Source organism: Pseudomonas sp. NFX183 (assembly GCF_047943075.1).
In the GTDB taxonomy this organism is placed as follows: Bacteria; Pseudomonadota; Gammaproteobacteria; order Pseudomonadales; family Pseudomonadaceae; genus Aquipseudomonas.
Genome location: NZ_CP181333.1, coordinates 3182976 through 3196391, shown reverse-complemented (window position 1 = coordinate 3196391; position 13416 = coordinate 3182976). Strand labels below are relative to the sequence as shown.

General features: G+C 54.7%; 8 protein-coding genes, 2 tRNA genes and 3 rRNA genes. All 13 read right to left on the bottom strand.

Annotated elements, in window-relative coordinates:
• Nucleotides 1–158: 158 nt before the first annotated feature.
• The 13 genes from rrf to ACM530_RS14805 all read right to left on the bottom strand — a co-directional run bounded on the left by rrf (nt 159) and on the right by ACM530_RS14805 (nt 13412).
• Nucleotides 159–274 (bottom strand): 5S ribosomal RNA (rrf, locus tag ACM530_RS14865).
• 170 nt (nt 275–444) lie between these two features.
• Nucleotides 445–3336, bottom strand: a 23S ribosomal RNA gene (locus ACM530_RS14860).
• A 251-nt stretch (nt 3337–3587) separates the two neighbouring features.
• Nucleotides 3588–3663, bottom strand: a tRNA-Ala gene (locus ACM530_RS14855).
• Between the two features lie 30 nt (nt 3664–3693).
• Nucleotides 3694–3770, bottom strand: a tRNA-Ile gene (locus ACM530_RS14850).
• Between the two features lie 83 nt (nt 3771–3853).
• Nucleotides 3854–5390, bottom strand: a 16S ribosomal RNA gene (locus ACM530_RS14845).
• Together the 16S, 23S and 5S rRNA genes with 2 tRNA genes alongside form the textbook arrangement of a ribosomal RNA operon.
• 545 nt (nt 5391–5935) lie before the next feature.
• A complete protein-coding gene (gene msrQ, locus ACM530_RS14840; RefSeq protein ID WP_416365047.1) occupies nt 5936–6556 on the bottom strand; it encodes a protein-methionine-sulfoxide reductase heme-binding subunit MsrQ in 621 nt (206 codons plus the stop codon).
• Nucleotides 6556–7569 carry a protein-methionine-sulfoxide reductase catalytic subunit MsrP gene (gene msrP / locus ACM530_RS14835; RefSeq protein ID WP_416365046.1) on the bottom strand — a complete coding sequence of 338 codons (1014 nt, stop codon included), beginning with the start codon at nt 7567–7569 and terminating at the stop codon, nt 6556–6558. Before msrP ends, msrQ begins: the two co-directional genes overlap by 1 nt.
• A 63-nt stretch (nt 7570–7632) precedes the next feature.
• The gene (pssA, locus tag ACM530_RS14830) at nt 7633–8490 is read right to left on the bottom strand and encodes a CDP-diacylglycerol--serine O-phosphatidyltransferase (protein WP_145162066.1); all 858 of its coding nucleotides are present in this window, start codon (nt 8488–8490) and stop codon (nt 7633–7635) included.
• A 144-nt stretch (nt 8491–8634) separates the two neighbouring features.
• On the bottom strand, nt 8635–9651 hold the full coding sequence (ilvC, locus tag ACM530_RS14825; RefSeq protein ID WP_003194132.1) for a ketol-acid reductoisomerase: 1017 nt from the start codon (nt 9649–9651) through the stop codon (nt 8635–8637).
• Nucleotides 9652–9698: 47 nt separating this feature from the next.
• On the bottom strand, nt 9699–10190 hold the full coding sequence (gene ilvN, locus ACM530_RS14820; protein ID WP_003176102.1) for an acetolactate synthase small subunit: 492 nt from the start codon (nt 10188–10190) through the stop codon (nt 9699–9701).
• 2 nt (nt 10191–10192) lie between these two features.
• Nucleotides 10193–11917 carry an acetolactate synthase 3 large subunit gene (locus ACM530_RS14815; protein ID WP_106579404.1) on the bottom strand — a complete coding sequence of 575 codons (1725 nt, stop codon included), beginning with the start codon at nt 11915–11917 and terminating at the stop codon, nt 10193–10195.
• 431 nt (nt 11918–12348) lie between these two features.
• Complete coding sequence (locus tag ACM530_RS14810) at nt 12349–12678, bottom strand: YqcC family protein (protein WP_416365045.1); 330 nt, start codon at nt 12676–12678, stop codon at nt 12349–12351.
• Nucleotides 12678–13412: a tetratricopeptide repeat protein gene (locus ACM530_RS14805; RefSeq protein ID WP_416365044.1), complete on the bottom strand. Its 735-nt coding sequence runs from the start codon at nt 13410–13412 to the stop codon at nt 12678–12680. The genes ACM530_RS14810 and ACM530_RS14805 overlap by 1 nt, the downstream gene beginning before the upstream one ends.
• Nucleotides 13413–13416: the final 4 nt, after the last annotated feature.

The window sequence follows — 13416 nt, the reverse complement described above, 5'->3', positions numbered from 1 at the left end:
TCCTTGGGAAAAGCAAAATCGAGGCAGCGACTTTAGCATTGAAGGCGGCCGCAGGCTGCAAGTGAGGCAGGCCGACTGAACGGGGGTGGCTGGAATGTTTTCGACCGCCCAAAACAAAGCCCCTGTTTGCGTTAGCAAACAGGGGCTTTGGAATTTAATCTTGACGATGACCTACTCTCACATGGGGAAACCCCACACTACCATCGGCGATGCATCGTTTCACTACTGAGTTCGGGATGGGATCAGGTGGTTCCAATGCTCTATGGTCGTCAAGAAATTCGGGTACTGAGTCGTGACCATGTGGCCTCGCTTCAGCAAATTGGGTATGTGACAGCTTTCGGTGTTTTGTGAGGTTCGAACTTTCGGTTCATTTCGTCTTCACACACCGCAATCTGGTGCTCTTTCGCTTTTCAGCTCGAAGCAAGCAAATTGCTTGGGTGTTATATGGTCAAGCCTCACGGGCAATTAGTATTGGTTAGCTCAACGCCTCACAGCGCTTACACACCCAACCTATCAACGTCGTAGTCTTCGACGGCCCTTCAGGGAACTCAAGGTTCCAGTGAGATCTCATCTTGAGGCTAGTTTCCCGCTTAGATGCTTTCAGCGGTTATCTATTCCGAACATAGCTACCCGGCAATGCCACTGGCGTGACAACCGGAACACCAGAGGTTCGTCCACTCCGGTCCTCTCGTACTAGGAGCAGCCCCTCTCAAATCTCAAACGTCCACGGCAGATAGGGACCGAACTGTCTCACGACGTTCTAAACCCAGCTCGCGTACCACTTTAAATGGCGAACAGCCATACCCTTGGGACCGGCTTCAGCCCCAGGATGTGATGAGCCGACATCGAGGTGCCAAACACCGCCGTCGATATGAACTCTTGGGCGGTATCAGCCTGTTATCCCCGGAGTACCTTTTATCCGTTGAGCGATGGCCCTTCCATACAGAACCACCGGATCACTAAGACCTACTTTCGTACCTGCTCGACGTGTCTGTCTCGCAGTCAAGCGCGCTTTTGCCTTTATACTCTACGACCGATTTCCGACCGGTCTGAGCGCACCTTCGTACTCCTCCGTTACTCTTTAGGAGGAGACCGCCCCAGTCAAACTACCCACCATACACTGTCCTCGATCCGGATAACGGACCTGAGTTAGAACCTCAAAGTTGCCAGGGTGGTATTTCAAGGTTGGCTCCACGCAGACTGGCGTCCACGCTTCAAAGCCTCCCACCTATCCTACACAAGCAAATTCAAAGTCCAGTGCAAAGCTATAGTAAAGGTTCACGGGGTCTTTCCGTCTAGCCGCGGATACACTGCATCTTCACAGCGATTTCAATTTCACTGAGTCTCGGGTGGAGACAGCGCCGCCATCGTTACGCCATTCGTGCAGGTCGGAACTTACCCGACAAGGAATTTCGCTACCTTAGGACCGTTATAGTTACGGCCGCCGTTTACCGGGGCTTCGATCAAGAGCTTCGCGTTAGCTAACCCCATCAATTAACCTTCCGGCACCGGGCAGGCGTCACACCCTATACGTCCACTTTCGTGTTTGCAGAGTGCTGTGTTTTTAATAAACAGTCGCAGCGGCCTGGTATCTTCGACCGGCATGAGCTTACGGAGCAAGTCCTTCACCCTCACCGGCGCACCTTCTCCCGAAGTTACGGTGCCATTTTGCCTAGTTCCTTCACCCGAGTTCTCTCAAGCGCCTTGGTATTCTCTACCCAACCACCTGTGTCGGTTTGGGGTACGGTTCCTGGTTACCTGAAGCTTAGAAGCTTTTCTTGGAAGCATGGCATCAACCACTTCGTTAACTAAAAGTTAACTCGTCATCAGCTCTCGGCCTTAAGATCCCGGATTTACCTAAGATCTCAGCCTACCACCTTAAACTTGGACAACCAACGCCAAGCTGGCCTAGCCTTCTCCGTCCCTCCATCGCAATAACCAGAAGTACAGGAATATTAACCTGTTTTCCATCGACTACGCTTTTCAGCCTCGCCTTAGGGACCGACTAACCCTGCGTCGATTAACGTTGCGCAGGAAACCTTGGTCTTTCGGCGTGGGTGTTTTTCACACCCATTGTCGTTACTCATGTCAGCATTCGCACTTCTGATACCTCCAGCAAGCTTCTCAACTCACCTTCACAGGCTTACAGAACGCTCCTCTACCGCATCACTTACGTGATACCCGTAGCTTCGGTGTATGGTTTGAGCCCCGTTACATCTTCCGCGCAGGCCGACTCGACTAGTGAGCTATTACGCTTTCTTTAAAGGGTGGCTGCTTCTAAGCCAACCTCCTAGCTGTCTAAGCCTTCCCACATCGTTTCCCACTTAACCATAACTTTGGGACCTTAGCTGACGGTCTGGGTTGTTTCCCTTTTCACGACGGACGTTAGCACCCGCCGTGTGTCTCCCATGCTCGGCACTTGTAGGTATTCGGAGTTTGCATCGGTTTGGTAAGTCGGGATGACCCCCTAGCCGAAACAGTGCTCTACCCCCTACAGTGATACATGAGGCGCTACCTAAATAGCTTTCGAGGAGAACCAGCTATCTCCGAGCTTGATTAGCCTTTCACTCCGATCCACAGGTCATCCGCTAACTTTTCAACGGTAGTCGGTTCGGTCCTCCAGTTAGTGTTACCCAACCTTCAACCTGCCCATGGATAGATCGCCCGGTTTCGGGTCTATTCCCAGCGACTAGACGCCCTATTAAGACTCGCTTTCGCTACGCCTCCCCTATTCGGTTAAGCTCGCCACTGAAAATAAGTCGCTGACCCATTATACAAAAGGTACGCAGTCACAGAACAAAGTCTGCTCCCACTGCTTGTACGCATACGGTTTCAGGATCTATTTCACTCCCCTCTCCGGGGTTCTTTTCGCCTTTCCCTCACGGTACTAGTTCACTATCGGTCAGTCAGTAGTATTTAGCCTTGGAGGATGGTCCCCCCATATTCAGACAAAGTTTCTCGTGCTCCGTCCTACTCGATTTCATGACTAAGAGATTTTCGCGTACAGGGCTATCACCCACTATGGCCGCACTTTCCAGAGCGTTCCGCTAATCTCAAAGCCACTTAAGGGCTAGTCCCCGTTCGCTCGCCACTACTAAGGGAATCTCGGTTGATTTCTTTTCCTCAGGGTACTTAGATGTTTCAGTTCCCCTGGTTCGCCCCTTACACCTATGTATTCAGTGTAAGGTAACCATCTTATGATGGCTGGGTTCCCCCATTCAGACATCTCCGGATCAAAGTCTGTTTGCCGACTCCCCGAAGCTTTTCGCAGGCTACCACGTCTTTCATCGCCTCTGACTGCCAAGGCATCCACCGTATGCGCTTCTTCACTTGACCATATAACCCCAAGCAATCTGGTTATACTGTGAAGACAACATTCGCCGAAAATTCGATAATACTCAATTACGAGTAACTCACAAATTTTACCTTAGCCTGATCCGTTACCAGTGAAAGTAACGTTCAGTCTATCTTTCTATCACATACCCAAATTTTTAAAGAACGATCTAATCAAAGACTAGAAATCAACATTCACCATCACTTGGATGGAATGCTCATTTCTAAGCTTTCAAAACTTTCAGAAGCAGTAGTGGTGGAGCCAAACGGGATCGAACCGTTGACCTCCTGCGTGCAAGGCAGGCGCTCTCCCAGCTGAGCTATGGCCCCGTATTTCTACAGGCGTTTCCCACACAAAATTGGTGGGTCTGGGCAGATTCGAACTGCCGACCTCACCCTTATCAGGGGTGCGCTCTAACCAACTGAGCTACAGACCCAATTTCGGGCTGCTTCTTTATCGTCTTCTTCAATGAATCAAGCAATTCGTGTGGGAACTTATGGAGCAGCTGATGTCGTCGATTAAGGAGGTGATCCAGCCGCAGGTTCCCCTACGGCTACCTTGTTACGACTTCACCCCAGTCATGAATCACACCGTGGTAACCGTCCTCCCGAAGGTTAGACTAGCTACTTCTGGTGCAACCCACTCCCATGGTGTGACGGGCGGTGTGTACAAGGCCCGGGAACGTATTCACCGCGACATTCTGATTCGCGATTACTAGCGATTCCGACTTCACGCAGTCGAGTTGCAGACTGCGATCCGGACTACGATCGGTTTTATGGGATTAGCTCCACCTCGCGGCTTGGCAACCCTCTGTACCGACCATTGTAGCACGTGTGTAGCCCAGGCCGTAAGGGCCATGATGACTTGACGTCATCCCCACCTTCCTCCGGTTTGTCACCGGCAGTCTCCTTAGAGTGCCCACCATTACGTGCTGGTAACTAAGGACAAGGGTTGCGCTCGTTACGGGACTTAACCCAACATCTCACGACACGAGCTGACGACAGCCATGCAGCACCTGTCTCAATGTTCCCGAAGGCACCAATCTATCTCTAGAAAGTTCATTGGATGTCAAGGCCTGGTAAGGTTCTTCGCGTTGCTTCGAATTAAACCACATGCTCCACCGCTTGTGCGGGCCCCCGTCAATTCATTTGAGTTTTAACCTTGCGGCCGTACTCCCCAGGCGGTCAACTTAATGCGTTAGCTGCGCCACTAAAAGCTCAAGGCTTCCAACGGCTAGTTGACATCGTTTACGGCGTGGACTACCAGGGTATCTAATCCTGTTTGCTCCCCACGCTTTCGCACCTCAGTGTCAGTATTAGTCCAGGTGGTCGCCTTCGCCACTGGTGTTCCTTCCTATATCTACGCATTTCACCGCTACACAGGAAATTCCACCACCCTCTACCATACTCTAGTCAGTCAGTTTTGAATGCAGTTCCCAGGTTGAGCCCGGGGATTTCACATCCAACTTAACAAACCACCTACGCGCGCTTTACGCCCAGTAATTCCGATTAACGCTTGCACCCTCTGTATTACCGCGGCTGCTGGCACAGAGTTAGCCGGTGCTTATTCTGTCGGTAACGTCAAAACACTAACGTATTAGGTTAATGCCCTTCCTCCCAACTTAAAGTGCTTTACAATCCGAAGACCTTCTTCACACACGCGGCATGGCTGGATCAGGCTTTCGCCCATTGTCCAATATTCCCCACTGCTGCCTCCCGTAGGAGTCTGGACCGTGTCTCAGTTCCAGTGTGACTGATCATCCTCTCAGACCAGTTACGGATCGTCGCCTTGGTGAGCCATTACCTCACCAACTAGCTAATCCGACCTAGGCTCATCTGATAGCGCAAGGCCCGAAGGTCCCCTGCTTTCTCCCGTAGGATGTATGCGGTATTAGCGTCCGTTTCCGAACGTTATCCCCCACTACCAGGCAGATTCCTAGGCATTACTCACCCGTCCGCCGCTCTCAAGAGAAGCAAGCTTCTCTCTACCGCTCGACTTGCATGTGTTAGGCCTGCCGCCAGCGTTCAATCTGAGCCATGATCAAACTCTTCAGTTCAAACATCTTTGGGTTTTTAAGAAACCCTAAACTTGGCTCAGCAATCGTTGGTTACATCTTTGATTTCTCGCGGAGTAACTTGTGATGCTGATAATCTTGTTGACTATCAGTCTGACTCCACAAGCACCCACACGAATTGCTTGATTCAGTTGTTAAAGAGCGGTTGGTTAAGATCTTTCGTCTCAACCGAGGCGCGCATTCTACAGTAGCCTCATTTGCTGTCAAGTGATTATTTTCAGAAGTTTTCGAAGATTTCTTCAACAACTTCAACCACTTGCGCTTCCGATCTCTCGTTAGCGGGAGGCGAATTCTACAGCGTTACACGCTGCTGTCAACACCTCTTTTTCTCCGCTTTCGACCGAGAAGATCGAAACGTTAATAGAGCCAAACAACACTGCCCTACCAACTCCTTCTGGGCTTCGATGAACTGAAGCAACTCGCTGTCGAATCTCGCTTAACTCTTTGTTTACCAAGGAGTTTTTCGTTTCGACTGCGCCGGAAGTGGGGCGAATTATAGACTTCCAGAATCTGCCGTCAAGCACTAATTACGCTTTTGGTGCAGAAACTGGTTTTTTCGCGATAAGGCGGGGAATCCGACGCATGATAGGCGGAATACGCAGGGCCAAAAGCAGCGCACCTATAGATGCATATACTGCCCACTCCTTCAGATCGGCCCGCACAATCCACAACATATGCAGCAAACCAAGCCCAAGGATCACATACACCAAGCGATGCAGCTTCTTCCAACGACTGCCAAGTCGACGCTGGCTATAGCGATTGGAGGTCACTGCCAACACCAATAAGCAGAGGAAGCCCAGCGCGCCCACAATAATGTAGGGCCGCTTACGCAGCTCCACCCCGAATTGCGACCAATCAAGCCCCAGGATAAAGACGCAGTAAGCCGCCAGGTGCAAAACCACATACGCAAAACACCAGAGACCCAGCTGCCGGCGGACAGCAATCCACCCCGCCCACCCGCTGAGCTTCTGCAATGGCGTCATGCCCAGCGTGATCAGCAACAGAATCAAGGTCCCAAGCCCCAACCGATCCATCAGCACTTTGCCTGGATCAGGCCCGAGCACAGAACTCCATGCCTCGTACAACCAGAAAAATGGCCATATCGCCGCGGCTATAAAGACGCCTATGCGCCAGATCGGATAACGCATCAGTAATTCTTCCGCAGATCGAGGTCCGTATAAAGAGAAGCGACCTCATCCGAGTAGCCATTGAACATCTGCGTCTCGCGCACGTTCGGGCTGAACAAGCCGCTGGGCAGGCGACGTTCTCGCGCCTGAGTCCAACGAGGATGGTCGACCGTAGGATTCACGTTCGCGTAGAACCCATACTCATCGGCCGCGATGCTCTGCCAGGTCGTCTTGGGTTGTTCGCTTACAAGACTGATCCGCACAATCGACTTCACACTCTTGAAGCCATACTTCCACGGCACCACCAGACGCAGTGGCGCGCCGTTCTGGTTAGGCAGTTCACGCCCGTACATGCCAACGGCAAGGATGGCCAATGGGTTCATGGCCTCGTCCAGGCGCAACCCTTCTACATATGGCCAGTCGATCAAGCCGAAGCTTGAGCGCTGCCCCGGCATGCTTTTGGGGTCCTGGAGCGTTTCAAAACGGATGTACTTGGCTTTGGAGGTCGGCTCCACCTGCTTGAGCAAGGCGAAAAGGGGGAAACCCATCCACGGAATCACCATCGACCACGCCTCGACGCAGCGCAAACGGTAGATGCGCTCTTCCAACTGATAAGGCTTCATAAAGTCTTCCAAGGCATAACGCCCCGGCTTGCCGACCTCTCCATCAATCACCAGACTCCAGGGCTCGGTCTTGAGTGAACCCGCGTTCTTCGCCGGGTCCCCCTTGTCAGTACCGAGTTCATAGAAGTTGTTGTAGTGGGTTGCGTCCTTGAACGGCGTGATGGCTTCGTCCTTTACCGTAACAGCCTGCCACTGGGTGCCTGGCAGCTTCTGGGCAAACCAACTCGGGGCATTGCCCGGCTCGACGTCGGCATAACGCGCTGCATCGTCAGCACTGGCCCAGCGCGGCAAAGTACTGGCAGCGACGCCAGCAAGCGCACCACCGAGCAAGCTGCGGCGAGATAAATAGTAGGATTCAGGCGTGACATCCGATTCGTGACAATCGGACGCTTTGGGGATCTTGATTAACATGGCAACTCCGCAGCATTGGAGGACTGATGCACCAATAGACTGCGGAGTATGGCGGACATTACATTAAGACAATGTTTTGTCGCGGCGCAGATGCAGCAAGTACTGAATCGGCCCCGAAGCGGCGTAGACCAGGAACGCCAGCAGCAGGATACGCGGCGGGTCGCTGAACACTACAGCGAACACCAGCACCACCACCAGGATCGCCACGAAAGGCACGCGCCCCTTGAGGTCGAACTCCTTGAAACTGTTGTACTTGATGTTGCTGACCATCAGCATGCCAGCCGCAGCCACCATCAAGGCCACCAGGAACGACATTTTCGAGCCCTGGATTCCATAGTCACTGAATGCCCAGACAATACCCGCCACCACGCCCGCCGCCGCCGGGCTGGCAAGGCCGATGAAGTAACGCTTGTCAGCGGTACCCACCTGGGTATTGAAGCGCGCCAGACGCAAAGCGGCGCCGGCGACATAGATGAAGGCGACCATCCAGCCGACCTTGCCCATATCCCCCAGCGCCCAGGCAAACGCCAGCAGCGCCGGTGCGACCCCGAAAGCGACCATGTCCGACAGCGAGTCGTACTCGGCGCCAAAGGCACTTTGCGTGTTGGTCATGCGCGCCACACGGCCATCAAGGCCATCAAGCACCATGGCCACGAAGATTGCGATGGCGGCAAAACCGAAATACTTGCTGGCACTCACCGCATCACCCGCCGCCAGCGCACTTTGGGCGCTCATGGAGTTGATGATGGAATAGAAGCCGGCAAACAGGTTCGCGGTGGTGAACAGGTTAGGCAGAAGATAGATGCCACGATGCCGGACCTTGCGACCTTCCGCGTCATGCCCTTCTTCGACATGCTCATCGATCGGCAGCAGGCTTTCGGCGTCAGAGGCCTGGTGTGGCTCTTCGGGACGTTCGCTCATGGATTTTACCTTGCAACGGTGTGAAAAAATTCGACAGAAACTTGCGGCGAGTGTTCGCCCGCAAACGATGCAGCTTTATACCAGAACCAGCCCCTCAAACGAAAAAACGCGGCCTAAGCCGCGTTTTCTGTTGATGCGTACGACTTAGTTTTTGGCTTTGTCGACGATCTTGTTGGCACCGATCCACGGCATCATGGAGCGCAGTTGCTCGCCGATGACTTCGATACCGTGAGCGGCATTGTTACGACGCTTGGCGGTCATCGAAGGGTAGCCGGTTGCGCCTTCGCTGATGAACATTTTGGCGTATTCGCCGTCCTGAATACGTTTCAGAGCGTTGCGCATGGCCTGACGGGACTCGGCGTTGATCACTTCCGGGCCAGTCACGTACTCGCCGTATTCGGCGTTGTTGGAGATCGAGTAGTTCATGTTGGCGATACCGCCTTCGTACATGAGGTCAACGATCAGCTTCAGTTCGTGCAGGCATTCGAAGTAGGCCATCTCTGGCGCGTAGCCAGCTTCAACCAATGTTTCGAAACCAGCTTTGACCAGCTCAACGGTACCGCCGCACAGAACGGCTTGCTCGCCGAACAGGTCGGTTTCAGTCTCGTCCTTGAAGGTGGTTTCGATGATGCCGGTACGACCGCCACCCACGCCAGCTGCGTAGGACAGTGCAACGTTTTTGGCGTTGCCCGAGGCGTCCTGGTAGATCGCGATCAGGTCAGGGATACCGCCGCCTTTGACGAACTCGGAACGCACGGTGTGGCCCGGGGCTTTCGGCGCGATCATGATCACGTCAAGGTCAGCACGTGGAACAACCTGGTTGTAGTGAATCGCGAAACCGTGGGAGAAGGCCAGGGTGGCGCCCTTCTTGATGTTCGGCTCGATTTCATTCTTGTACAGCGAGGACTGGAACTCGTCCGGGGTCAGAATCATGACCAGGTCAGCAGCAGCAACGGCGGAAGCAACGTCGGTCACTTTCAGGCCATGGGCTTCAGCCTTGGCAACAGTGGCCGAACCTTTGCGCAGGCCGACAGTGACGTCAACGCCGGAATCTTTCAGGTTGCACGCTTGGGCGTGGCCCTGGGAACCGTAGCCGATGATGGCGACTTTCTTGCCCTGGATGATCGACAGGTCACAATCTTTATCGTAATAAACTTTCATGAGGTTCCTCTATATATCCAGGCCGTAAGGCCATTCGCTAATTTGGGTTAGATGCTGAGTACTTTGTCGCCACGGGCAATCCCGGTGACACCACTGCGTACGGTTTCCAGAATCGAGGCCGTCCCGATCGACTGGATGAAACTGTCCAGCTTGTCGCTTGTACCGGTCAGTTGAACGGTATAAACGCTGGCGCTCACATCGACGATCTGCCCGCGATAAATGTCAGTAGTCCGTTTAATCTCGGCACGCTGGGCACCCGTAGCCTTGACCTTAACCAACATCAGCTCACGCTCAATGTGGGCACTTTCCGAAAGATCGACCAGCTTGACCACTTCGATCAACTTGTTGAGGTTCTTGGTGATCTGTTCGATCACCTCATCGTGGCCCACGGTGGTCAACGTCAGACGCGACAGGGTCGGGTCTTCGGTCGGCGCCACGGTCAGGCTTTCGATGTTGTAGTTGCGTTGCGAAAACAGGCCGACAACACGAGACAGAGCGCCGGGTTCGTTCTCCAGAAGCAGGGAGATAATGTGCCGCATGATTAAGTACGCTCCGTCTTGTTCAGCCACATGTCGCGCATAGAGCCGTCTTTGATCTGCATCGGGTAGACGTGCTCGCTGGTATCCACTTGAATATCGAGGAACACCAGGCGGTCCTTCATGGCGAACGCCTCTTCCATCTTCGGCTTCAGATCTTTCAAATCGGTGATGCGAATGCCGACGTGGCCGTAGGCTTCAACCAATTTTACGAAATCTGGCAGCGATTCCATGTAGGAATGGGAGTGACGGCTGCCGTAGCTCATGTCCTGCCACTGACGAACCATGCCCAGTACGCCGTTGTTCAGGCAGACGATCTTCACCGGAAGGCCGTACTGCAAGCACGTCGACAACTCCTGAATGTTCATCTGGATGCTGCCCTCACCGGTGACGCACGCGACGTCGGTGTCGGGGAAGCTCAGCTTCACACCCATGGCCGCAGGGAAACCAAAGCCCATCGTGCCCAGGCCACCGGAGTTGATCCAGCGGTTAGGCTTGTCGAACTTGTAGTACTGCGCGGCGAACATTTGGTGCTGGCCCACATCGGAAGTTACAAAGGCATCGCCCTTGGTCACTTCGCACAGGGTTTCGATCACGGTTTGTGGCTTGATAACGCTGCCGTCGCCTTTGTCGTAAGGGAACAGGCCGCGGTCACCGCGCCATTCGTCGATCTGCTTCCACCAGCTGGCAACGGATTCCTTGTTCGGCGTTTCGCCGATGTCCTTGAGCGCGGCAACCATCTCGGTCAACACACTTTCTACCGGACCCACGATCGGCACATCGGCCTTGATGGTCTTGGAGATGGACGCCGGGTCGATGTCGATATGGATGATCTTGGCATTCGGGCAGAACTTGCTCGCGCCGTTGATCACACGGTCATCAAAACGCGCGCCCACTGCCAGGATCACGTCGGCGTGGTGCATGGCCAGGTTGGCGGTGTAGCTGCCGTGCATGCCGAGCATGCCGACGAACTGACGGTCCGTGCCCGGGAATGCGCCGAGGCCCATCAACGTGTTGGTAACTGGCAAATTGAGCAGTTTGGCCAGCTCGGTCAGCGGCGCAGAACCGCCGCCCAGGATCACGCCACCGCCCGAGTACAGCACCGGGCGCTTGGCCGCCAGAAGCATTTCTGCCGCCTTGCGGATTTGCCCCGAGTGCCCACGAACAGCCGGGCTGTAGGAACGCAGCTTGGCTTTCTTCGGGAAGATGTATTCGAACTTTTCAGCCGGGTTGGTCATGTCTTTCGGGATATCGACCACAACAGGGCCCGGGCGACCGGACTGTGCGAGGTAGAACGCCTTTTTCATGACTTCCGGGATTTCCGAGGCATGCTTGATCATGAAGCTGTGTTTCACGATCGGCCGGGAGATACCGATCATGTCGGTTTCCTGGAATGCATCGGTACCCACCATGGTGCTTGCGACCTGGCCGGAAATGATCACCATCGGAATAGAGTCCATATACGCAGTCGCGATGCCGGTAATGGCATTCGTTGCGCCTGGGCCGGACGTCACCAGTACCACACCGGCTTTACCGGTGGCACGGGCGTAACCGTCAGCCATATGGGTCGCGGCCTGTTCGTGGCGAACCAGGATGTGGGTAACAGCCGGTTCCTTGAACAGTGCGTCGTAAACATGCAGCAGAGCACCACCCGGGTACCCGTAGATATAGTCGACGCCTTCGTCACGCAAAAAGCGGACGAGCATCTCACCGCCAGATAAAAGCTCCACGTTGTTCACCTCTAAAACGCCAGAATACCGTCCGTTAAAAACCGACGGGTCTTAATAGGTTTACTTCTCAACAGAGCATGAGCGACGGTGGTCGCCGACTACGTCAGCACTGACTGAGCAAGTATTGGGATCGTCCCAAGTGTTGCGGGCTTTTCCCACCCAGCGCGAGGTAACGCGTTGCGGGTGTTACAGGTCGGCGCGGATATGCGCCTCATGATCTGCTGAGCGGGTCTGCTTCTGGCAGTCCCGATACAGCGGACTTTGGATTCTTCTGTTTCAGCCCCTTCAAGTCAAGCAATAATTGCGCTTTTTTCCAACTAAGCGCATGAGAACGTAGATTAAAGGGGTTTGAGGAGGGATAAAACTCGCCTGAATGTCGTCAAGCGGTAGAAATGTGCGCAAGACTGCCGGAAAACCCGGCAGTCAGGCAATTAACGAGCGTCGACGATCAATTGGTCGAACTTTTTCAGCGCGTTACGCAAACCGAGGCTCTCAAGCGGGCGATCGGCGTAAACCATCTCCGCCATCTCCAGAATCCCCGACGCATTAGGCAACGGCAGATCCTGCTCGAGGATCTGCTTCATTCGCACCAGGAAGACCCATTGCAGCCACTGGTGAAAATCCAGGGTATCAACCGAAAAAGGCTCGACACTGCTGAGCGCCTCTGCGCTGGGGGACACCGCGTCCCACCAGCCCTGCACGCGCAATTCGCGCTCGATCAGCAATAACTGTTCGGCAATCGCAGGAAAACGTGCATCCATCAGAGGCTGACCTTGGCTTTCTGGCGAGCCTGCGCAGCTCCGGCGGCATCGCCTTGGGCAGCACGCGCGTCACCAATCAGGGCCCACAGGTTGGCTTGCAGATCGGGACGACCATTGGCCAGGCTCAGGCCGCGACGGGCGAACTGTTCGGCTTGCGGCGCATCACCTTGAGCCATACGCACCTGGGCCAGGCGATACAACACTTGCGGCTCGCGAGGTGCCACGCGCTGGGCACGCTCAAGGCTGGACGAAGCGCCGTTCAAATCACCACCGGCCTGCTGTTGCTGGGCGGTGGTCAACAGCGACAGCACTGGTCCGTCCAGTTGCTCATCAGCCGACAGGCCGCCAGCGTTCGACGACGACGGGATACCGCTCGGCGTCGACGGCATGTTGTAGGTGCCCTGGTTAACCGGCGCCGTCTGGATCGGCGTGGAATCAACCGGCCCCGACGTGCTTGGGCCTGGGGTCCACGGCTCGGCGCTGATCGGCGCCGACGTTGCAGCACCACCGCCCGGCACCATCACTACCACACCCGAATCCTGCGGCATGGCCTGCGGTGCGGCTTGGGCAGGACGCTTGACCACGGTCTGACGGAAGCCGCCGTTGGCCGAAATGCGATCGTTATTGGAAACGGTGGTACTCGAATCCACCACGGGAATCGAACCGCGCTGCACGCTGGAGCAACCGCTGAGCACTGCCAGAGCTGTAATAGCTGGAATCAACCACTTGTTCACGTGA

Excerpts from the sequence above, each read along its gene's own strand:
- msrQ (WP_416365047.1), bottom strand. The coding sequence starts at position 6,556 with ATGCGTTATCCGATCTGGCGCATAGGCGTCTTTATAGCCGCGGCGATA.
- msrP (WP_416365046.1), bottom strand. The coding sequence starts at position 7,569 with ATGTTAATCAAGATCCCCAAAGCGTCCGATTGTCACGAATCGGATGTC.
- pssA (WP_145162066.1), bottom strand. The coding sequence starts at position 8,490 with ATGAGCGAACGTCCCGAAGAGCCACACCAGGCCTCTGACGCCGAAAGC.
- ilvC (WP_003194132.1), bottom strand. The coding sequence starts at position 9,651 with ATGAAAGTTTATTACGATAAAGATTGTGACCTGTCGATCATCCAGGGC.
- ilvN (WP_003176102.1), bottom strand. The coding sequence starts at position 10,190 with ATGCGGCACATTATCTCCCTGCTTCTGGAGAACGAACCCGGCGCTCTG.
- ACM530_RS14810 (WP_416365045.1), bottom strand. The coding sequence starts at position 12,678 with ATGGATGCACGTTTTCCTGCGATTGCCGAACAGTTATTGCTGATCGAG.